At 72.5% G+C, this 19,684-nt stretch carries 18 protein-coding genes; 3 read left to right on the top strand and 15 right to left on the bottom strand.

All coding sequences use genetic code 11. The annotated features are described in order from the left end of the window. Nucleotides 1-64 precede the first annotated feature (64 nt). From ACMTAK_RS36085 to ACMTAK_RS36070, 4 genes are all read right to left on the bottom strand, one after another. The gene (locus tag ACMTAK_RS36085; RefSeq protein ID WP_413810049.1) at nt 65-1,093 is read right to left on the bottom strand and encodes a 6-phosphofructokinase; all 1,029 of its coding nucleotides are present in this window, start codon (nt 1,091-1,093) and stop codon (nt 65-67) included. Nucleotides 1,094-1,281: 188 nt separating this feature from the next. Further along, the gene (locus tag ACMTAK_RS36080) at nt 1,282-1,962 is read right to left on the bottom strand and encodes a response regulator (protein WP_413810048.1); all 681 of its coding nucleotides are present in this window, start codon (nt 1,960-1,962) and stop codon (nt 1,282-1,284) included. Next, nucleotides 1,959-3,206, bottom strand: a complete 1,248-nt coding sequence (gene macS / locus ACMTAK_RS36075; RefSeq protein ID WP_413813100.1) for a MacS family sensor histidine kinase — start codon at nt 3,204-3,206, stop codon at nt 1,959-1,961. Before macS ends, ACMTAK_RS36080 begins: the two co-directional genes overlap by 4 nt. A gap of 78 nt (nt 3,207-3,284) precedes the next feature. Continuing rightward, complete coding sequence (locus tag ACMTAK_RS36070; RefSeq protein ID WP_413813099.1) at nt 3,285-4,046, bottom strand: lysophospholipid acyltransferase family protein; 762 nt, start codon at nt 4,044-4,046, stop codon at nt 3,285-3,287. A 124-nt stretch (nt 4,047-4,170) separates the two neighbouring features. On the opposite strand from ACMTAK_RS36070, the gene ACMTAK_RS36065 reads away from it, so the two are divergent. Together ACMTAK_RS36065 and ACMTAK_RS36060 are read left to right on the top strand one after the other, a co-directional pair. Next, entirely contained in the window at nt 4,171-4,989 is an 819-nt protein-coding gene (locus tag ACMTAK_RS36065) for an alpha/beta hydrolase (protein ID WP_413810047.1), read from the top strand. Further along, nucleotides 4,982-5,587, top strand: coding sequence for a hypothetical protein (locus ACMTAK_RS36060; protein WP_413810046.1), 606 nt, complete (start codon nt 4,982-4,984; stop codon nt 5,585-5,587). The genes ACMTAK_RS36065 and ACMTAK_RS36060 overlap by 8 nt, the downstream gene beginning before the upstream one ends. A gap of 53 nt (nt 5,588-5,640) precedes the next feature. Here ACMTAK_RS36060 and ACMTAK_RS36055 read toward each other — a convergent pair whose 3' ends face one another. The 6 genes from ACMTAK_RS36055 to ACMTAK_RS36030 all read right to left on the bottom strand — a co-directional run bounded on the left by ACMTAK_RS36055 (nt 5,641) and on the right by ACMTAK_RS36030 (nt 10,843). Continuing rightward, nucleotides 5,641-6,474, bottom strand: coding sequence for an endonuclease/exonuclease/phosphatase family protein (locus tag ACMTAK_RS36055; protein ID WP_413810045.1), 834 nt, complete (start codon nt 6,472-6,474; stop codon nt 5,641-5,643). A 16-nt stretch (nt 6,475-6,490) separates the two neighbouring features. Further along, nucleotides 6,491-7,432, bottom strand: a complete 942-nt coding sequence (locus ACMTAK_RS36050; RefSeq protein ID WP_020872028.1) for an ROK family glucokinase — start codon at nt 7,430-7,432, stop codon at nt 6,491-6,493. A gap of 57 nt (nt 7,433-7,489) precedes the next feature. Beyond that, nucleotides 7,490-7,957 carry a DUF5304 family protein gene (locus ACMTAK_RS36045; RefSeq protein ID WP_413810044.1) on the bottom strand — a complete coding sequence of 156 codons (468 nt, stop codon included), beginning with the start codon at nt 7,955-7,957 and terminating at the stop codon, nt 7,490-7,492. Nucleotides 7,958-8,077: 120 nt separating this feature from the next. Continuing rightward, nucleotides 8,078-9,415, bottom strand: a complete 1,338-nt coding sequence (locus ACMTAK_RS36040; protein ID WP_413810043.1) for an ArsA family ATPase — start codon at nt 9,413-9,415, stop codon at nt 8,078-8,080. 159 nt (nt 9,416-9,574) lie between these two features. Continuing rightward, the gene (locus ACMTAK_RS36035) at nt 9,575-10,015 is read right to left on the bottom strand and encodes an SRPBCC family protein (protein WP_413810042.1); all 441 of its coding nucleotides are present in this window, start codon (nt 10,013-10,015) and stop codon (nt 9,575-9,577) included. Between the two features lie 66 nt (nt 10,016-10,081). Next, nucleotides 10,082-10,843 carry a metallophosphoesterase family protein gene (locus ACMTAK_RS36030; RefSeq protein ID WP_413810041.1) on the bottom strand — a complete coding sequence of 254 codons (762 nt, stop codon included), beginning with the start codon at nt 10,841-10,843 and terminating at the stop codon, nt 10,082-10,084. Between the two features lie 252 nt (nt 10,844-11,095). Between ACMTAK_RS36030 and ACMTAK_RS36025 the strand changes: the two genes are divergently transcribed. Continuing rightward, complete coding sequence (locus ACMTAK_RS36025) at nt 11,096-12,892, top strand: AMP-dependent synthetase/ligase (protein WP_413810040.1); 1,797 nt, start codon at nt 11,096-11,098, stop codon at nt 12,890-12,892. A gap of 84 nt (nt 12,893-12,976) precedes the next feature. Here the strand turns inward: ACMTAK_RS36025 and ACMTAK_RS36020 are convergent, their stop codons facing one another. From ACMTAK_RS36020 to ACMTAK_RS36000, 5 genes are all read right to left on the bottom strand, one after another. After that, nucleotides 12,977-14,119 carry a glycosyltransferase family 4 protein gene (locus ACMTAK_RS36020; protein ID WP_413810039.1) on the bottom strand — a complete coding sequence of 381 codons (1,143 nt, stop codon included), beginning with the start codon at nt 14,117-14,119 and terminating at the stop codon, nt 12,977-12,979. Between the two features lie 116 nt (nt 14,120-14,235). Beyond that, nucleotides 14,236-15,510, bottom strand: a complete 1,275-nt coding sequence (locus tag ACMTAK_RS36015) for a hypothetical protein (RefSeq protein ID WP_413810038.1) — start codon at nt 15,508-15,510, stop codon at nt 14,236-14,238. Nucleotides 15,511-15,541: 31 nt separating this feature from the next. Next, nucleotides 15,542-16,687 carry a C40 family peptidase gene (locus tag ACMTAK_RS36010; RefSeq protein WP_413810037.1) on the bottom strand — a complete coding sequence of 382 codons (1,146 nt, stop codon included), beginning with the start codon at nt 16,685-16,687 and terminating at the stop codon, nt 15,542-15,544. Nucleotides 16,688-16,907: 220 nt separating this feature from the next. Beyond that, complete coding sequence (locus ACMTAK_RS36005; RefSeq protein WP_413810036.1) at nt 16,908-17,933, bottom strand: C40 family peptidase; 1,026 nt, start codon at nt 17,931-17,933, stop codon at nt 16,908-16,910. A gap of 373 nt (nt 17,934-18,306) precedes the next feature. Next, entirely contained in the window at nt 18,307-19,668 is a 1,362-nt protein-coding gene (locus tag ACMTAK_RS36000) for an NYN domain-containing protein (RefSeq protein WP_413810035.1), read from the bottom strand. Between the last annotated feature and the right edge of the window lie 16 nt (nt 19,669-19,684).

Raw genomic sequence — 19,684 nt, 5'->3', positions numbered from 1 at the left:
GCGTGACGATGGGCCGGGTGCGGCTTCCGCGCCCGGCCCATCGCCGTACTGCACCCAGACGGCCTCAGCCGAAGAAGACCTCGGCCTCGGCGTAGAGCGAGGGATCGACCGTCTTGAGCCGCGCGGTCGCCTCGGCAAGCGGTACCCGGATGATGTCGGTGCCGCGCAGCGCGACCATCTTTCCGAAGTCCTCGTCCCGGACCGCGTCGATGGCGTGCAGCCCGAAGCGGGTGGCGAGCCAGCGGTCGAAGGCGCTGGGCGTGCCCCCGCGCTGGACATGGCCGAGGACGGTGGTGCGGGCCTCCTTACCGGTGCGCTTCTCGATCTCCTTGGCGAGCCACTCGCCGACCCCGGAGAGCCGGACATGGCCGAAGGAGTCCAGCGTGTCGTCCTTGAGGACGGCGTCGCCGTCCCTGGGCATCGCACCCTCGGCGATGACCACGATCGGGGCGTAGCGGATCTTGAAGCGGGATTCGACCCAGGCGCAGACCTGGTCGACATCGAAGCGCTGTTCAGGGAGGAGGATGACATTGGCGCCGCCGGCGAGCCCCGAGTGCAGGGCGATCCACCCGGCGTGACGGCCCATCACCTCGACGACGAGCACGCGCATATGCGATTCGGCGGTGGTGTGGAGCCGGTCGATGGCCTCGGTGGCGATGTTGACGGCGGTGTCGAAGCCGAAGGTGTAGTCGGTGGCGGACAGGTCGTTGTCGATGGTCTTGGGGACGCCGACACAGCGGAGGCCGTAGTCTCCGGAGAGCCGCGCGGCGACGCCGAGGGTGTCCTCGCCGCCGATCGCGATCAGCGCGTCGACCTCCTGCTTGACCAGGGTCTCCTTGACCCGGCGGATGCCGTCCTCGCTCTTGAGGGGGTTGGTGCGGGAGGAGCCGAGGATGGTGCCGCCGCGTGGCAGGATGCCGCGCACCGCGCGGATGTCGAGGGGAACGGTGTCGTTCTCGAGAGGGCCTCGCCAGCCGTCCCGGAAGCCGATGAAGTCATAGCCGTATTCCTGTACGCCCTTGCGCACGACGGCGCGGATGACCGCGTTGAGCCCGGGGCAGTCACCGCCGCCGGTCAGCACTCCGACCCGCATCGTTTCTTCCCTTCTCCCGTGGAATCCCGTGATTGGGCCCGGTACGGAGAGCCACGCTAACGGTGATCCAGGTCACACGGGATGGGGCGTCGGACGATTCCCGCGTGGATCAAGGGAGTTGGTTTTGAACTTCACCCGTACGAGGGGCGAGCGGGTGACGCGGTGTCACCGGTCGCGGGCGGACGGCGTCAGGCGTCGTCCAGCCCGCGCTCGATGGCGTAGCGGACCAGCTCCACCCGATTGTGCAGCTGGAGCTTGCCGAGGGTGTTCTGGACGTGGTTCTGCACCGTACGGTGCGAGATGACCAGCCGCTCGGCGATCTGCTTGTACGAAAGCCCCTTGGCCACCAGCCGCAGCACCTCCCTCTCACGCTCGGTGAGCTGCGGGGCGGCGGGCTGGTCGGCGGCGGTGGGGGCGGGCTCGCCCGCGAGCCGCCGGTACTCGCCGAGCACCAGGCCCGCGAGGCCGGGGGTGAACACCGGGTCGCCGGCCGCCGTACGGCGCACCGCGTCCAGCAGTTCCTCGGTGCTGGCCGACTTCAGCAGATAGCCGGTGGCCCCGGACTTGACCGCCTCCAGGACGTCCGCGTGCTCACCGCTCGCGGAGAGCACCAGCACCCTCAGCTCGGGGCGGTCGGCGAGGGCCTCCTTGCACACCTCGACCCCCGGCAGTCCGGGCAGGTTGAGGTCGAGCACCAGGACGTCGGGCCCGGCGGCCTTGGCCCGGCGGACCGCCTGTGGTCCGTCCCCGGCCGTGGCCACCACGTCGAACCCGGCCTCGGACAGGTCCCGGGCCACCGCGTCGCGCCACATCGGATGGTCGTCGACCACCATCACCGTCACCGGGCGGCCGTCGTGCTGAGCGGTCATCGCGCCGCTTCCCCCTTCTGTTTCGCCTTCTTCGCCGACGCCTTCGGAACCGTCAACTCCACTTCGGTGCCCTGCCCCGGTGCCGAGATCCACTCGGCGGTGCCGCCGAGGTCGCGCAGCCGTCCCCGGATCGACAGGGCCACCCCCAGGCGGCCCTCCGCCTCCGCGTCCGCCAGCCGCCCCTCGGGGATGCCGGGGCCATCGTCCCGTACGGTCACCGTCACCACGTCCGGCTCGTCCTCCAGCAGGATCCAGGCGTGGGGGTCCTCTCCCGCGTGGACCCGTACGTTGTCCAGGGCGGCGCCGACGGCGGCGGCCAACTCCCCGGCGACGCCCGCCGGGAGGAGCACCGGGGCACCCGGCTCGGAGAAGGTGACCCGGGACCCGGCGTGCGGGGCCAGCAGGGCCCGCAGATCGCAGGGGCCGCCGTCGGAGCGCCCGGGGTCGGGCGGACAGGGCGGGACCGGCTGGTCCACCGCGTCCGGCGGGCCGCCCGGGTCGGCTACGGCCTCCGTCTCGTCGTCCCCCGTGCGCGGCCGGGCCACAAGACCGGTGGAGACCAGGGTGCGCAGCGCGATCTCCTGCTCCCCCGCCATCCGGCCCAGTTCGGCCGCCTCGCCGCCGATCGCGGCGCCGCGCCGCTGCACCATGGCGAGCACTTGGAGCACGCTGTCGTGGATGTCGCGGGCCAGCCGCTCCCGCTCCCGGGTGGCCGCCTCGATGCGCAGCGCGCGGGCGAGGGTGCGCTCACTGGCGCGGGCCACCTCGATCACATAGCCGATGCCCACGCTCGCCACCCACACCAGCGACAGCATGTGGACGGTGTCCTGGGCGAATCCGCCGCGCTCGATCACATTGGCGGCGCAGACCACGGTGGAGGCCGAGGCGCCCCAGCGCCAGCCGCCCTTGATGGCGAAGCCGAGGACCGCGCCCATCGTCCATATGGAAGGCAGCGTGGGGGTGCCCTCGGCGATCCGGTCGTGGCTGTCCACGAGCGGGGTGAGCAGAATGCCGGTCACCGCGATGCCGAGGTCGCCGACGAGGAACCGCCGGGTGCAGCGCTCGGCCGAGGCGACCATCCGGAAGGTGAGCGCCGTCCACAGCGTCAGCACCGCCATGTAGACCACGGCGCCGATCGGATGGTCGTAGTCGTCGAAGGAGTAGACGCACAGGCCGAGCGCGTAGAGCAGGGTGAGCACCCGGTAGGCGGTCAACGCCTGCCACAGCGGCTGCTCGACGGACATCCGCACCACGCGCCCGCCCCCGGCGCGCTCCCGTTTGGACCGCTCCGTCAACGTCCCCCACCCCCGGTGCCGGCGCGGCTAGGCGCCGGACTTGTGTTTGTCCTTCTCCTTCTCGGCCTGCTTCTTCTCGGCCTCGGCCTGCTTCTTCTCGGCCTGTTTCCGGGCCGCCTCCGCCTCCGCGATCTGCCGCTTGGCGGCGGTGGCGTAGACGTCCACGTACTCCTGGCCGGAGAGCTTCATGATCTCGTACATGACCTCGTCGGTCACCGAGCGCAGGATGAAGCGGTCGCCATCCATGCCGTGGTAGCGGCTGAAGTCCAGCGGCTTGCCGATCCGGATGCCGGGCCGCATCAGCTTCGGCATGACCTTGCCGGGGGGCTGGATCTTCTCGGTGTCGATCATCGCCACGGGGATCACCGGGGCGCCGGTCGCGAGCGCGACCCTTGCCAGACCGCCCGGCTTGCCCCGGTAGAGCCGCCCGTCGGGCGAGCGGGTGCCCTCGGGGTAGATACCGAAGAGCTCACCGCGCTTGATCACATCGATGCCCGCGTTGATGGCGGCCTCGCCGGCGCCGCGCGAGCCCGAGCGGTCCACCGGCAGCTGCCCGACGCCCTTGAAGAAGGCCGCCGTGAGCCGCCCCTTGACGCCGGGGGTGGTGAAGTACTCCTGCTTGGCGATGAAGGTGACCTTGCGGTCGAGCACCGCGGGCAGGAAGAAGGAGTCGGAGAAGGAGAGGTGGTTGCTCGCGAGGATGGCCGGGCCCTCGGCGGGGACGTGCTCCAGCCCCTCCACCCAGGGCCGGAAGGTGAGCTTCAACGCGCCACCCACCGACAGCTTCATTGCGCTGTAGAACAACCGGGACCTCCTGTATCCGACGAGGAGACCTTAACCTGCCTACCCCGTATGCGGCGCGCCGCGTACGCTGAGGACCCGAGCCCGCTTCCCCAGTGAACGGAGATCCGTGGTGCCGCTCCTGCCCGGAGCCGAGCCGTTCCGCCACGACGGCGGAGAGATCGGCGTCCTCGTCTGTCACGGATTCACCGGCTCCCCGCAGTCCGTTCGGCCCTGGGCCGACCACCTAGCGGCCCGTGGTCTGACGGTCGTAGCTCCGCTGCTTCCCGGCCATGGCACGCGCTGGCAGGATCTCGCCGTCACCGGCTGGCAGGACTGGTACGCGGAGGTGGACCGCGAGCTGGGCAGGCTCCTCCGGGTCTGCGAGCGGGTGTTCGTCTGCGGTCTGTCGATGGGCGGGGCGCTCGCGCTGCGGCTGGCCGCCCAGCACGGCGCGGCGATCAGCGGCGTGGCCGTCGTGAATCCGGCCAACCGCATCCACGATCCGCTGGCCGTCGCCCTTCCGGTGCTGCGTCATCTGGTGCCGTCGGTGAAGGGCATCGTGAGCGACATCGCCAAGCCGGGCGCGCGGGAGTCGGGTTACGAGCGGATGCCGCTGCACGCCGTGCACTCGATGCGCCGCTTCTACCGGGTGGTCGACGCCGAACTGCCGCAGGTGACCCAGCCGCTGCTGGTGATGCACAGCCCCCAGGACCATGTGGTGCCGCCGGCCGACTCCGAGCGCATCCTGAGTCAGGTGTCCTCGCGGGACGTCAGCGAGCGGCTGCTGGAACGCAGCTACCACGTGGCCACGCTGGACCACGACGCCGAGTTCATCTTCGAGGAGACGGACACGTTCATCACCCGGCTGACGGCGGGTATGGGTGAAGACACCACCCGGACCGGCCTCGGGAAGGGCAGCGGAAAGGAGGGGGCGGCGGCCAGTGGCTGAGCACGACTCGAATGGACACGAGGCGGACGCGCGGCGGGACGACGACGCCGCCTTCGCCGCGATCGTCGCCGCGTACGGGGAGGAACCGCAGGACCCGCCGGGCGCCGAGCGATGGCCCGCCGCCGAGAACCTCGACGAGGAGCGGGACCGGGACCGCCGGTCCGCGGCGGACACCGACGCCGACACCGACGCCGAGGGGTCCGGTGACGGCGAGGCGGCCACGGGCGGGCTGACCAAGCCCGACAAGACCGAGAAGCCGGGCGGCTTCATCGTCTACGCCCCGGGCGTGGGCCCCCGCGACTGGGAGCCCGAAGAGCCGTCCGAGGACGACTTCGACGAGATTGACGAGGGCCATTTCGTCCCGCCCGAGCCGCCTCCGCTGCCCGAGTCCGACACCACCTCCCGCTTCGCCTGGCTCGGAGTGCTGGGCGGGCCGCTGCTGCTGCTCGGAGTGGTGCTGTTCCAGGTGGAGATGGTCTGGTGGATCGCCACGCTGGGCGTCGGCGGCTTCCTCGGCGGCTTCGTCACGCTGGTGCTGCGGATGAAGGACGACGACGAGGACGAGGACGACGACCCGGGGCGCGGCGCCGTCGTCTGACCCCGGCGCTCCGGAGCCGGGCGCGCCCCGGCTCCGGTCTCATGCCCGGCCGCTCAGGCCGGGGACACCCGGGGCAGCCTGAGCGCGGCCAGCACCGGAAGGTGGTCCGTGGCCGCGCGGAGGTCCGCGTCGGTGACGCCCGGCAGCCCGGCCGGGACCCCACAGCCGATGATCTCGATGCCCTCCGAGGCGAAGACCCCGTCGATGCGCCGACGCGGGTCCTTGGGTGAGAAGGTGGCCTCGCTCCCCCAGGGCTCGGTGGCCCAGCCGTCCCGCAGCTTCCCCGCGATCCGGCGGAAGGCGCGGCCGTCCGGCCGGTCGTTGATGTCACCGGCCGCGATGGCGTACGGGACGTCCAGCGCGGTCACATGGTCCAGCAGCATCCCGGCCTGCTCGTAACGCTCGGCCTCGGCGAGGCTCAGATGGCAGCTGACCACGCCGAGCCGGACGCCGCTGCCGTCACCGCCCTCCGGGCGGCCGTTCGCCGGGCGGCCGGTGTCGCGGAGGCCGGTGTCGCGGTGGCCGCCGCCGAAGCGCAGCACGGCGGTGGCGAAACCGCGCCGGTGCAGCCCGGGGACGCGCGGCAGCAGGGTGTCCTCGGCGCGCTCCACATGGGCGCGCAGCGAGGTGAGGATCATCGGACCGGCGGCGGTGGCCCCGCCCGTGGTGTACACGAGGCCGGTCTCCCGGGCCAGCCAGGCGGCGGCCTTGCGCCAGCGGAAGAAGCGCGGCGCCTCCTGGACGCAGACGACGTCGGGGGCACAGGCCCGGATCACCCGGGCCAGCGCCTCACGGTCGTCCCGCATCGAGCGGATGTTGTAGCTGAGCACCCGCACCACCGCCGCGTCCGGGCCGGTGGTGGATCCGGGCAGGTCCGCGAGCGGCACTTTCCCCCCTCGCCTCTCAGCCCTGGCGGGCCAGGTCGGCGGCGCCGACGAGCCCGGCCTTGCCGCCGAGCTGGGCGGCGAGCACCTGGGCGTGCGGACGCCACTGGTTGCCCACCAGCCAGCGCCGGAAGGACTTGCGGATCGGCTCCAGGACGAGATCGCCCTCGTCGGAGACCCCGCCGCCGACGATGAACGCCGAGGGGTCGAAGAGCGAGGCGAGGTCGGCGAGCCCGGCCCCGGCCCAGCGGGCCAGCTCGCGGAAGGAGTCGATGGCGACGGGGTCGCCCTGGCGGGCGGCGTCGCTGATGTGCTTGCCCTCGATGCCCTCGGAGGTGCCGTCGCCCAGGCCGAGCAGGACCGTGGCGTTCTCCGGGGTGGCGGCGGCACGCTGCTTGGCGTAGCGGACCAGGGCGCGGCCGGAGGCGTACTGCTCCCAGCAGCCCTGGCTGCCGCAGCCGCACAGCAGTCCGTCCGGGACGACCCTTATGTGGCCGAACTCGGCCGCGACGCCGAACCGGCCGCGGTGCAGCTTGCCGCCGATGATGATGCCGCCGCCGAGGCCGGTGCCGAGGGTGATGCAGACGACGTCGTCATGGCCGACCCCGGCGCCGAAGCGGTACTCGCCCCAGGCCGCGGCGTTCGCGTCGTTCTCCACCACGACGGGCAGGCCGACGCGCTGCTCGACCTTGTCCTTGAGCGCCTCGTGCCGCCAGTTGATGTTGGGCGCGAAGAGCACCGTGGCGCGCTTGTCGTCCACATAGCCGGCCGCGCCGATGCCGACGGCCTCGATCTCATGCCCCTCGCTGACGATGCGCACCGCGTCCGCGATGGCGTCGACGACTCCCTCGGGAGTGTGCGGGGTCGAAACCTGGCTCGTTTCGAGAATCGAGCCCTCTTCGTCGACCACGCCGGCCGCGATCTTCGTGCCGCCGATGTCGACGCCGATGGTGAGTCCCATGAGTCCCTCAGTTATTTGGTCGAACCCCGCCGAGGCTAACGGTACCGGAGGTGGCGCTCAGTCGAGGTCGATGTGTTCACTACTCGAACTCTCGGATTCCTCGCCGCTGCCCTTGGAATCGCCTTCGGCGCCCTGGGTCCAGCGTCGCTCCTGGCCGGTCACGGCGGCGCGGTAGGCGGCGAGCAGCTCGGATCCGGCACTGGCGAGGTGTTCGAAAACCTCTGGATTGCGCTCTATGACCGGTTCCACGCCGGCCTTCGCCTGTGCGATCAATTGTTGTACGGCCCCCTGAACCGCGGTCCCCGCGATCGGCGCCTGGGCGACCTTCTCGGCGAGCGCGTCGGCCAGCTTGAGGAACTCCTCGGCCACGGTTCCCGGCTCCTCGGTGGTCTGCCGGGCCCGCTGCCTGGCCCGCTCGGCGGCGAGGTCCTCCTCACAGGCGCGCTCCCAGGCATCGGGGTCGGTCTCGGTGACCGGCCCATCGGTGACCGGGGGCTCCGGGGGGCGCTCGGTGGCATCGCTCATGGCGAACTCCTGCGGCGGGGATGCTGACTGCCCGGTGACGTTCATCCGGGCTTGTGACCGACGTTACCCGAAGGAGGGGGCGGGATCAGAGCCGGAGACCGGCCGTCGTGGGCGCGGGGGTCAGAGCCGCTTCGGCCACAGGTCCGGGTCGGGAGTGAAGCGCACCTGGAGCCATCCGTCGCGCAGCCCGGCGCCGGAGACGGTGCAGCGGCGCAGGGCGGACGGCATCGGCAGCACCCGGTGGAACGGCGCGACGGTGACGATCAGTTCATCGCCCCGGCGCACCAGGGAGAGCCCGTCGCGGTCGGCGCCGGGCAGCGGCAGCCGCCACAGCAGCACCCCGTCCTCGGCCAGCCGGTCCTCGACGGTCCAGGGGTCGGGGGCGGGCCGGTCGGGCCGCGCCCCGGGCGCCCCGACGGCCCCGGCGAGATCGGCGAGATCGGCGAGCCCGGCCGGGGCGCGCCGAGCGCCGTCGCCGGGGCGCGGCTCGGCGGAGTGCGGCTCGGCGGAGTGCGGCTCGGCGGGCCGCGGTTCGCCGAGGCCGTGCGGATCGCGGCCCAGATGCGGCAGCTCACGGACCGGGACGGCGGGGGCCCACTGCTCGTACAGCTCCTTGAGCGCGGCCTGCTGCTGGCCCGACAGCGCGGCGAGCCACGGGTCGGAGGTGCCGGTGGGCAGCAGCCGGTTGGCGATCACCGCCTCCACCCGGCAGCCGTGCAGCGCCAGACCGGCGCGGGCGGTGCGCAGCGCCCGGTCGGCGAGCGGTCCGGGCTCCACGACCAGCCGTACCGTGGTGGCCTCGGACTCGATCACCCCCTGGACGGCGGCCAGCTCACGCTCCCAGCGCTCGGCCGTCTCGTACAGCTTCTGCGCGGGCATCGGCACCCCCGCCAGCTGGGCGAGCATCGGCCGCAGCGCGCGGGCCGCCTGCCGCTCGGCGGGCATGAGCCGGCGCAGATAGCGCCGCAGCTGCTCGGGCAGCGCGAGCAGCGCGACGGTGTCCGGCGCGGGCGGCATGTCGACGACGAGGACGTCCCAGCCGGTGCCGGGCGGGGCGGTCTGGGCGGCGCGCAGGGCGCGCAGCAGCGCGATGGCCTCCACCCCGGGCAGGGCGGTCAGCTCCTCGCCGTCCAGCGGGGTCGCGCCGAGCAGGTCGAGCAGGCCGTGGCCGCGGTCCTGGAGGGCGGTCAGCTCACCGCGGAACCACTCATCCGTGACGACCCGAGCGGCCCACAGCCCCGGCACGAGCTCGACGGGTACGGACCACGGCAGCCGGTCCGCCGTGCGCCCGGGGACGGACCGCGGCGTGCCGATGCCGAGCAGCGCCTCGGGGGTGCCGTCGGAGTCGGCGGTGAGCAGCAGGGTCCGCCGCCCCTCACGGGCGGCGGCGAGGGCGGTCGCGGCGGCCACGGTGGTGCGGCCCGCGCCGCCGGTGCCGGTGACGAGGACCGTACGCATGAAGAGAGCCTCCGGCAGGGGGTTACGTCGGTGTGCGCGGCGCGGGTCCGGTGATCCGCACCCGCCGGAGCGTACCCCGCACCGTGGATCACCCCGGGCACCGTCGGGGCCCGGGATGGTCCGGGGCGGCCCGGAATGGTCCGGGGCGGTCCGGGCGGGTCAGGCTCCCTCGACGCGCTTCTTCAGGCCCGCGAGCGCGCGGTCGATGATGACCTTCTCGGCCTTGCGCTTGATCATGCCGAGCATGGGGATCTTGACGTCGACCGTGAGCTGGTACGTCACCTCGGTGCTCTTGCCGCCCTCGCGCGCCGACAGCCGGTAGGAGCCGTCAAGGGTGCGCAGCATCTGGGACTTGACCAGGGACCAGTTGACCTGGTCGTCCCCGGTCCAGCTGTACTGGAGGGTGTAGTCGTCCTTGATCGCGCCGGCGTCGAGCAGCATCCGCACCTGCTCGGCGCGCCCCTGGGCGTCCTTGGTGAGGATGTCGGCCTCCTTCACCTCACCGGACCACTCCGGGTAACGGTCGAAGTCGGCGATCACCTCCATCACGTCGGCCGGGGCCGCCTCGATCGTGATGCTCGAGCTGGTGTGTTCCGCCATCGCCGTGGCTCCTCCGTACCGGTCCGCCGCATGGGTCCTCTGCGGCTGAAGGCTACCGCGCGCGGGTCACCACTCCAGGGTCCAGGGGGTGCCGGAGGAGGCGAAGTGTCCGACATTGACGCACTCGGTGGCCCCGATCCGCATACGGCGGACGAGCGGCTGATGGACATGGCCGAAGAGGGAGTACTTGGGACGGACGGTGTGGATCGCCTCCAGCAGGGCGGCGCTGCCGCGCTCGAAGCGGCGGGCGACGGTGTCGTAGCAGAGGTCCGGCACGTCCGGCGGGATGTGGGTGCAGATCACGTCCACCTCGCCGAGCGCCGCGATCTTCGCCGCGTAGGTCTCGTCGTCTATCTCGTAGGGGGTGCGCATCGGCGTGCGCAGCCCGCCGCCCACGAAACCGAAGACCAGCCCGCCGATCTCGACGCGCTCACCGTCCAGGACGGTGGTGCCGGACTGGGCGTACTCCGGCCACAGTGACGGCATGTCGACATTTCCGTAGGTGGCGTACGTCGGAGTGGGGAACGCGGCGAAGAGCTCGGCGTACTGGCGGCGGATCCCGGCCTCTATCGCCGCGTTGCGGTCCAGCCCCTCCCACAGCCGGTTGCCGAGCGCCCGGGCCTCCTCGAAGCGGCGGGCGGTGCGCAGTTCGACCAGCCGGTCGGCGTTCTCGACCCCGAAGAGATCAGGGAAGATGCCACGTGAGTGATCGGCGTAGTCGAGGAAGAGAACGAGGTCACCGAGGCAGATCAGGGCGTCCGCCCCGTCACCGGCCTTCTCGAGGTCCTCACTGTTGCCATGCACGTCACTCACCACGTGGACTCGCATGCGTGTCACCCTAAGACGTAAGGGCCCGCGCCCGTAAGGTGTTCTGGCTGCACCGCCCCGCGTCTACCTGCGGTTCCTTAGCGGACGTGGCGCCCGTCGACTAGTCTGCGGGCAGCACGAAGGCGGTGTGTGACGCATCAAACATCTGGGCAGGAACCCCTATCCCGGAAGCGTACCGATGGGTAACGTCCGGGCCGTCCACCACCCCCCATGCCCTGTAGCGGCGCCGGCGCCCCACGAGGAGCAGCAGTCTTGCGCGAGTTCAGCCTTCCGGCCCTGTACGAGGTTCCGGCCGACGGCAATCTGACGGATCTCATCCGCCGCAATGCCGCACAGCATCCCGATGTCGCCGTGGTCGGCCGCAAGGTCGACGACCGCTGGGAGGACGTGACCGCGACCGCGTTCCTGGCGGAGGTGCGCGCCGCCGCCAAGGGACTGATCGCGGCCGGTGTGGAGCCGGGCGACCGGGTCGGCCTGATGTCCAGGACCCGCTACGAGTGGACGCTGCTCGACTTCGCCATCTGGAGCGCGGGCGGGGTCACCGTGCCGGTGTACGAGACGAGTTCACCGGAGCAGGTCCAGTGGATCCTCAGCGATTCGGGCGCGGTGGCCGCGCTGGTCGAGACCGGCGTCCACGAGGCGGCCGTCGAGGCCGTCCGGGACACCCTGCCCGCCCTGAAGCACGTCTGGCGGATCGAGGGCGACGCCATCGGGACGCTGCGGAAGCTGGGCGAGCACGTCCCCGAGGAGAAGGTGGACGAGCGCTCCTCGATCGCCAACGCCGACTCCCCCGCCACCATCGTCTACACCTCGGGCACCACCGGCCGCCCCAAGGGCTGTGTGCTCTCCCACCGCAGCTTCTTCGCCGAGTGCGGCAACGCGGTGGCGCGGCTCAAGCCGATCTTCAACACCGGTGAGTCGTCGGTGCTGCTGTTCCTCCCCGAGGCCCATGTCTTCGGGCGGCTGGTGGAGATCGCGGCGGTACTGGCGCCGATCAAGCTCGGCCATGTGCCGGATGTGAAGTCCCTGACCGATGAACTCGCCGCGTTCCGGCCCACATTGGTGCTGGGCGTACCGCGCGTCTTCGAGAAGGTCTACAACTCGGCGCGGGCGAAGGCCCAGTCCGAGGGCAAGGGCAAGATCTTCGACAAGGCGGCCGACACCGCCATCGAGTACAGCAAGGCGCTGGACGCCCCGGACGGCCCGTCCTTCGGGCTCCGGTTCAAGCACAAGGTCTTCGACCGGCTGGTCTACAGCAAGCTGCGGGCCGTGCTGGGCGGCCGGGCCACCCATGCCATCTCCGGCGGGGCGCCGCTCGGCGAGCGGCTGGGCCACTTCTACCGGGGCATCGGCTTCACGGTCCTGGAGGGGTACGGCCTGACGGAGTCCTGCGCGGCGACCACCTTCAACCCCTGGGACCGGCAGAAGATCGGCTCGGTCGGGCAGCCGATGCCCGGCACGGTGGTGCGCATCGCCGACGACGGCGAGGTGCTGCTGCACGGTGAGCACCTCTTCACCGAGTACTGGAACAACGAGACGGCCACGGCGGAGGCGCTGTCGGACGGCTGGTTCCACACCGGGGACGTGGGCACGCTCGACGAGGACGGCTACCTCACCATCACCGGCCGGAAGAAGGAGATCATCATCACCGCGGGCGGCAAGAACGTCGCCCCGGCGGTGATAGAGGACCGGATCCGGGCCCATGCCCTGGTGGCCGAGTGCATGGTCGTCGGCGACGGCCGTCCCTTCGTGGGCGCGCTGGTCACGGTGGACGAGGAGTTCCTGCCGCGCTGGGCGGCCGAGCACGGCAAGCCCGAGGGCGTGACGGTGGCCGAGCTGCGGGAGGACCCGGACCTGCTGGCGGAGATCCAGCGGGCGGTGGACGACGGCAACGCGGCGGTGTCCAAGGCGGAGTCGATCCGGAAGTTCCGCGTCCTGGCGACCCAGTTCACCGAGGACTCCGGGCATGTGACGCCCTCGCTGAAGCTGAAGCGGAACGTGGTGGCGAAGGACTTCGCCTCGGAGATCGAGGCCCTCTACCGAGACTGATGGCCGCCGGGCCGCACACGCGGCGGAGCCGCGTATCGTCAGGTGCCGGGAAGGGGCGGGGAGGGGAGCAGCCCGCCGCGGGCGTCAGAGCAGCGACTTCAGACGGTCGGCCAGCAGATCCCAGCGCCAGCGCTCCTCCACCCAGGCGCGGCCCCGCTCGCCCATGCGGCGGCGCAGCTCCGCGTCCTCCAGCAGGGTCACGACGCGCTCGGCGCTCTGCTCGGCGGAGTCTCCCCGTACGACCCATCCGGTCTCGCCGTCCAGCACCGCGTCCGGCGCCCCGCCCGAGTCCCCGGCGACGACCGGCAGACCGGTCGCGGACGCCTCCAGATAGACGATGCCGAGGCCCTCGACGTCCAGCCCGCCACGGCGGGTGCGGCAGGGCATGGCGAAGACGTCGCCCGCGCCGTAGTGGGCGGGCAGCTCCTCCCAGGGGACGGGGCCGGTGAACCGCACCGACCCGGCCACGCCCGTGGTCTCCGCGAGGCGGCGCAGATCCTTCGCGTACGGCCCGCCGCCGACGATCAGCAGCACCGCGTCCGGCACCCGCTGGAGGATCCGCGGCATGGCCCGGATCAGCGTGTCCTGCCCCTTGCGCGGCACCAGCCGGGAGACACAGACCACGACGGGCCGCTCGGCCAGGCCCAGCCGGGCCCGGATCTCATCGCCGCCCGAGCCGGGGTGGAAGGTCTTCTCGTCCACACCGGGCGGGAGTTGGACCATACGGGCGGCGTCCCGGGGGTCGAGCGCGGCGGCGATACGGGAGCGGGTGTACTCACCGAGATAGGTGAGGGTGTCCGTGGCCCCGCCGATCCGCCGCAGCAGCTGCCGTGCGGCGGGCAGCTGCGCCCAGGCCGCCTCGTGGCCGTGCGTCGTCGCCACCAGCCGCCGTGCCCCGGCCGCGCGCAGCGCGGGGGCCATCAGCCCCAGCGGCGCGGTGGCGCCGAACCACACCGAGGTGCAGCCGTGCTCGCGCAGCAGCGCGGTCGCGCGGCGGGTGACGCGCGGGGTGGGCAGCAGCATGGTCGTCCGGTCCCGGACGACCGGGTACGGCTGCTCGGCGTCGAAGCGGGCGGTGGCCTCGGCACCCTCCCGGCCGCGCTTCCAGGTGGAGGCGTAGACGACGATCCGGTCCGGGTCCAGGCGCAGCGCGATGTTGTGCAGAAACGCCTGGATGCCGCCGGGGCGGGGCGGAAAGTCGTTGGTCACGAGCAGGGTCTTGTCCATCGTGGCCGACAGTACCGGCTCGGTCGCCGCGTACGGGCCCGGGGCTGGGCCCAGCCCGGTCGCACACTCACAGGGCGCGGGGCTCAGCTCGGTCGCACACTCACAGGGCGCGGGGCTCAGCTCAGCTCGGTCGCCACGTACTTCCGCCACCGCTCCGTGAACTCCCGCACGCTCACCCCGAGCACCTTCCGCAGCGCCGACTCCACCGCGCCCGAGCGCTCATGCGCCCGGCCCACCGCGCGGTAGAACTCGACCAGCTTCTTCTCGCCCCATGTGTCGGCGATCAGGCGGCAGGCGAGCCAGCCCTGTTCATAGGCGCGGGAGAGGCGGTCGGGGTCGCTGCCGAAGCGGAAGTCGTCGTCGCGCGGGAGCGCGGTGGGCAGGTGCCCGGCGGTGACGGCGTCGGTGAGTTCGGGGGCGATCTGGCGGGGGGTGCGGCCCGGGGTGCGATAGCCCACCCAGTCGGCGAAGCCCTCGGAGAGCCAGAGCGGGGTGGCGGCGCTGGTGGCGGTGCGGGTGGCCACATGGGCCGTCTCATGGGTGATCACGACGCGTCGGCCGAAGTCGCCGAGGACCCGGTATGCATCGGGGTTGACGATCACGCGGTCGGCGGGGGTCTCGTCACCGGCTCCGCCGACCTCGCCCGTGGTGACGGCGGCGATCCCCCGGTAGCCGTCCGCCGAGGCGCCGAGCAGGGCGGCCATCCGGCCCAGGGAGGCGGGGACCTCGACCACGACGCGCCCGGCCCACTGGTGGGGCCAGACCTGGCCCAGGACGGGCACCGCCCGGTCCGCGGTGTCGGCGACCGCGCGCAGCACCCGCCGGTCCTGGCCGACGCCCAGGACGAGGCTGTGGGCGCCGCGCACGACGTCGACCGTGCCCTGGTCCCACAGCTGCTCCATACCGCGCTTGCCGTCCACCACACCGTCGTCGGAGGCGACGTACCACTGCCCGCCGCGCCGGGCGAGGGTGAGGTACTGGGCGGAGACGACCGGCGCGGTGTCGTACCCCTTCAGCCGGTACCGGAGTTCGACCTGCGCGGCGAGGCTGCGGCCGCCGACCCGCGCGGGCTCGAAGCCGCCGGTGCGCACCAGGCGGTAGGTCCAGGAGCGCAGCGGTACGGCGGACATCTGCCGGAACACCCGCCGCTGCTCGGCCAGGTAGCCGGCCGAGCCGCGGTCGACGGTGGCGAGGAAGCCGTCCGCGTCCCGCTCCCGGACCGCCGCCGCCCGCTGGTCCAGCATGCGCTGCACGGCCCGGCCGTCGCGCCCCTCGGGGTCGTCGGGCGCGGGGACGGGGCCGCAGCCGCTCAGCGCGGTCAGGGAGAACGCGCCCACCAGGGGCAGGCACAGCAGCGCCCGCCATCCGCCCGATCTCCACCGACCCGCCACGTCTTAGATCGTACGAGCCCGCGCGCCGGCTTCAGACGCGAGTGACGGAAGAGATCGGCAACATACCCACGGGGTCGTACCGGACCCGCGCCCCGGGGTAAGGGGCGTGGATCACCTGCCCGTTGCCCGCGTACATGGCCACATGGCTGGCGTCGGAGCGGTAGACCACCAGATCGCCGGGGCGGGCCTGGGAGAGCGGCACCGACTGCCCGGCGTGCGCCTGTGCCTGGGAGGTGCGCGGAATGGCCACCCCGGCGTGGGCGTAGGCCCATTGCATCAGCCCGGAGCAGTCGAAGGCGGTGGGACCGGACTGACCCCATGCGTACGGCAGCCCCAGGGCCGCCCGTGCCGCGCCGAACGCCGTGGCGGCCCGCCCCGAGGACGGCACGGTGTGCGGCCCGCCCGGCAGGCCCCCACGGAGCTCGTCGGGGCGGTAACCGGAATCGGAACCGGAAGGGGAGCGGCCACCGGGAAGGGCGCCCGGCATCAGCCCGGCGAGGGCTCCGTGCTCCCGTCCGCCCGCCCGCGAGGCGCGGCGTGCGTAGCTCTCCCGCTCCCCCGGCGGCAGCGCGTTCACCAGCCGCCGCGCCGTGGCCAGCCGGCGCTGGACCGCCCGCTTGTGGCGGGCCACCTCCTTACGGCTGTGCTCCAGCTTCACCAGCTTGGCCGCGGCCTCCGCGCGCTCCTGCCGCAGGGTCCGCTGGGCGCCCTGGAGCACCCGCAGCCGGGCGGTCTGACGGCTGGTGATCCGCTCCAGGGTGGCGGCCCGGTCGAGGTAGTGGGCCGGGTCCCCGGACAGCAGCAGGGCGAGGCCCGGGTCGATCCCGCCGGTGCGGTACTGGCCGCCCGCGAGGGCGCCGAGCGCCGTCCGCATCCGGTTGACCCGATCCTGGCCGCGGGCGACCCGGTCCTGGACCCGGCCGACCTGGCGGCGCAGGGCCCGGGTGCGCGTCTCCGCCGCGTTGTAGCGCTCGGTGGCCCGCTCGGCCTGGGCGTAGAGCGTGGCGATCCGGTCGCCGGCGGACCGGGCGGACGGACGGCCCGCCGGGTCGTGCGGCTCGGCACCGGCGGGCACGGCGGACAGCGCGGCGGCGGTGACCACCGCGGCCGCCGAGGCGGCGGTGAGGACGGTGGCCCGGCCGGACCGGGGTTTCGCGACGCGGCGACGGGACGCCATGGGAAGCCGCACTCCCTTCCGCAGTGTCGGGCTGAGAACTGCGGGCAGACAGTAGCCGTGGCGCCACCCACGGTCCAACGGCCGTGAGGTGCGGGCACACTGACGCCCCGCCGACTGACGCAGGTCACCGGCGGGGCGGGGGATCAGCGAGGGCGCTGGAGATTCGCCCGAAAGGATTGCAGTTGAGGCGGTTTGAAACCTGGTTCGCAGGACTTCCGGATCAGACCCGGACGCCGAACTGGAACGGCATGTTGTCCATCGACTCGTAGCGCACACCGGCACCGGGCTTGGGCGCGTGCAGCACCTGGCCGCCGCCCGCGTAGAGGCCTATGTGGTGCAGGTCGCCGTAGAAGAGCACCAGATCACCCGGCTTGAGCTCACCGCGGCTGATGCGGGTGCCGACGTTCGCCTGGTCCTGGGAGATGCGCGGCAGCTGCACCCCGGCCTGCTGGTAGGCCCAGCCGGTGAGTCCGGAGCAGTCGAAGGAGGACGGACCGGTCGCGCCCCAGACGTACGGGAGGCCGATCTTCGTCTTGGCGGCGGCCAGCGCGGCGGCGGCACGCCCCGACTCGGGCACCTCGTTGCCGAGGTCCACGCGCTCGCTGGACCGGTTGGCGCGCTCGGCGTCCTGGGCGGCCAGCTTGGCGCGCTCCTTGGCCGTGAGGGTGTTGAGGAGGTTCCGGGCCTTGGACAGCTTGCCCTGGATCTCGTCCTTCTTCTTGCCGAGCGCCTTACGGGTGTCGGCAAGGTCCTGGAGCTTGGTGGACGCCTCCTCGCGCTGCTGCTTGAGGGTGCGCTGCTTGTCGGCGATCTTCCGCAGGGACTCGGCCTGCTTGCCGCTCAGCTGGCTGAGGGTGGACGCCTTCTCGAGGTAGGTGTCCGGGTCGGAGGAGAGGAGCAGCTGCATCGAGGGGTCGATCCCACCGGAGCGGTACTGGGCGGTGGCCATCGAACCCAGGCCGTTGCGCAGCTTGTTCAGATCCTCCTGGCCGCGCGCCACCTTGTCCTGGAGCTCGCCGACCTGCTTCTCCAGCTTCTCCTGCTTCTCCTTGACGCCGTTGTACTTCTCGGTCGCCTGCTCCGCCTCTTCGTAGAGCTTGTCGACCTGCTCCTTGACGTCCTTCTTGTCCTGCTTCGGAGCGGCCTGGGCGGCCTGGGAAGTGAGAGCGACGGCGGCGGCCGCGGTCGCGGTGAGGACGGTTACCCGAGTGCGGCTCGGCTGCTTGGGTCGACGGTGGGACGCCACGAAGGCGAGCTCCTTCTTCCTCCAGCCGCCTACCGGGAGTTGGGGGGTTGTGAGCCCCGGCTCCGCGACAGGGCGCGGACTCGGCGGTACCTCCGCTGTCACCCCGGATGGGTGATCAACCGCGCGAAGGTTCGAGCTGACCATAGTGACCCCGCCGTGATCCGTTCAAATCCCGACGGCAAAAAAGTCGGTCTGCGGAGGCATCTTTTACAAATATCGTACAGGCAGTGATGGTCGATGACGCTCCGCTGACACCACAAGTGCCCCGGGTCAGACTTGTGAAGTCAATTCAAAGTGATTCGGGCAGTTCAGCCGCGGAACGGAGAAACGGGGCAACCGGGGCACGGGGCGGGACGACTCGGGCCACGACGGCTCAGGAACGGGCAAGTCGCTTCAGCAGCAACGCCGATGCCACGGGGCGCGCTCCGGCGCGTGCCACCCCGTCGGCCACCTCGCGGTCGGTGGACACCACCACCACCGGACGGCCCGGCGGCTCGGCCCGGACCAGCTGCCGGATCAACTCGTCGGCCGTCACACCCGGCTTGCTGAACAGCACCCGCACCCCGCGCGGCGGCGCGAGCAGCACCGGAGCGGCCAGCTCCGCCCCGTCGAAGACACAGGTCATCTCCGCGCCCGTCTGGGCCGCGAGCACCGCAAGACCGCCCAGCAGCCGCAGCCGCTGCTTCTCCAACGGCATCGTGGGATAGCCGGTCTTGGTGACGTTGTAGCCGTCCACCACCAGATGTGCCTGGGGCAGCGCGAGCAGCTGGTCCAGCAGCGCCGGGTCCATCTCCGACAGCGCCCTGGTCGCTATGTCCTTCGGCGTCATCTTCCCCGGCTCCACGGCGTCCACCGTGTCCGCCGGGCGCATCGACGCGGGCGGCAGGGCCAGTTCGCGCCGCAGCCCCTGCGCCGCGTCCAGCATCGTGTCCAGCAGCAGCCGCAGCCGCATGTCCTCCACGCTGCGCCCCTCGCGCACCGCCCGCCGGCTGGCCTCCAGCGCCGACTCCGCCTCCGCCAGCCGGGCCCGCAGCCGCCGTGCCTCGCTGTCCGCGGTGGCCTGACGGGCCGCCGCCTCCGACCGTACGGACTCCAGCTCCGCCTCGATCTTGCGCAGCGCGGCCGCGCCCCGCTTCACATCGCTCTGCGCGCTGCGCAGCTTGCGCTGGAGCACGTCGTTCTCCTTGCGGGCCGACTCCAGCTCGGTGCGCGTCCGCTCCGTCTCGTGCCGGGTGGCCGCCTTGGCCTCGGCGAGCTCGTCGCGCAGCCGCTGGAGCTCGCGCGCCGCCTCCTCACCGGCCCGCTCGGCGGAGGCCCGCTGGGCCTCCTCACCCGCCGCCTCGACCAGCTTGACCCAGCCCACCGGGCGCAGCACATACGCCACCGCCGCGACATCCACCGGATCGGCCGCGGCGGGCGGCGAACCGCCCTCGATCGCCTCGGCCAGCTCCCGCTGGGTCTCCCGCAGCCGTCCCGCGATCCGCTGCCGGAAGACGGGGTCGCTCTCCACCGCGGCGGCCATGGCGTTGCCCGCGAACTTGGCGCGGCGGGTCGGGGTGAAACGGGCGTACTGCCGCAGCTGGGTGGGCAGCTCGGTGACCGTCAGACCGCCGAAGGCGTCCGCGACCAGCGCCACCACGCGCCGTCGCACCCCTTCCGGCAGGGGGCGGTCCAGCGCCTCGGGGACGCCCTCGGCGTCACCGGCCGCCCCGGGGTCACCGGTCCGCTCCACCACCTGTCACCGCTCCGTT

The organism is Streptomyces lacaronensis (genome assembly GCF_047337785.1).
GTDB lineage: Bacteria > Actinomycetota > Actinomycetes > Streptomycetales > Streptomycetaceae > Streptomyces > Streptomyces lycopersici.
Note: the sequence above shows the minus strand (reverse complement) of the source record. Positions and strands in the feature narration are given on the sequence as shown.

Excerpts from the sequence above, each read along its gene's own strand:
- ACMTAK_RS36085 (WP_413810049.1), bottom strand. The coding sequence starts at position 1,093 with ATGCGGGTCGGAGTGCTGACCGGCGGCGGTGACTGCCCCGGGCTCAAC.
- ACMTAK_RS36080 (WP_413810048.1), bottom strand. The coding sequence starts at position 1,962 with ATGACCGCTCAGCACGACGGCCGCCCGGTGACGGTGATGGTGGTCGAC.
- macS (WP_413813100.1), bottom strand. The coding sequence starts at position 3,206 with ATGTCCGTCGAGCAGCCGCTGTGGCAGGCGTTGACCGCCTACCGGGTG.
- ACMTAK_RS36070 (WP_413813099.1), bottom strand. The coding sequence starts at position 4,046 with ATGAAGCTGTCGGTGGGTGGCGCGTTGAAGCTCACCTTCCGGCCCTGG.
- ACMTAK_RS36050 (WP_020872028.1), bottom strand. The coding sequence starts at position 7,432 with ATGGGACTCACCATCGGCGTCGACATCGGCGGCACGAAGATCGCGGCC.
- ACMTAK_RS36045 (WP_413810044.1), bottom strand. The coding sequence starts at position 7,957 with ATGAGCGATGCCACCGAGCGCCCCCCGGAGCCCCCGGTCACCGATGGG.
- ACMTAK_RS36040 (WP_413810043.1), bottom strand. The coding sequence starts at position 9,415 with ATGCGTACGGTCCTCGTCACCGGCACCGGCGGCGCGGGCCGCACCACC.
- ACMTAK_RS36035 (WP_413810042.1), bottom strand. The coding sequence starts at position 10,015 with ATGGCGGAACACACCAGCTCGAGCATCACGATCGAGGCGGCCCCGGCC.
- ACMTAK_RS36030 (WP_413810041.1), bottom strand. The coding sequence starts at position 10,843 with ATGCGAGTCCACGTGGTGAGTGACGTGCATGGCAACAGTGAGGACCTC.
- ACMTAK_RS36020 (WP_413810039.1), bottom strand. The coding sequence starts at position 14,119 with ATGGACAAGACCCTGCTCGTGACCAACGACTTTCCGCCCCGCCCCGGC.
- ACMTAK_RS36010 (WP_413810037.1), bottom strand. The coding sequence starts at position 16,687 with ATGGCGTCCCGTCGCCGCGTCGCGAAACCCCGGTCCGGCCGGGCCACC.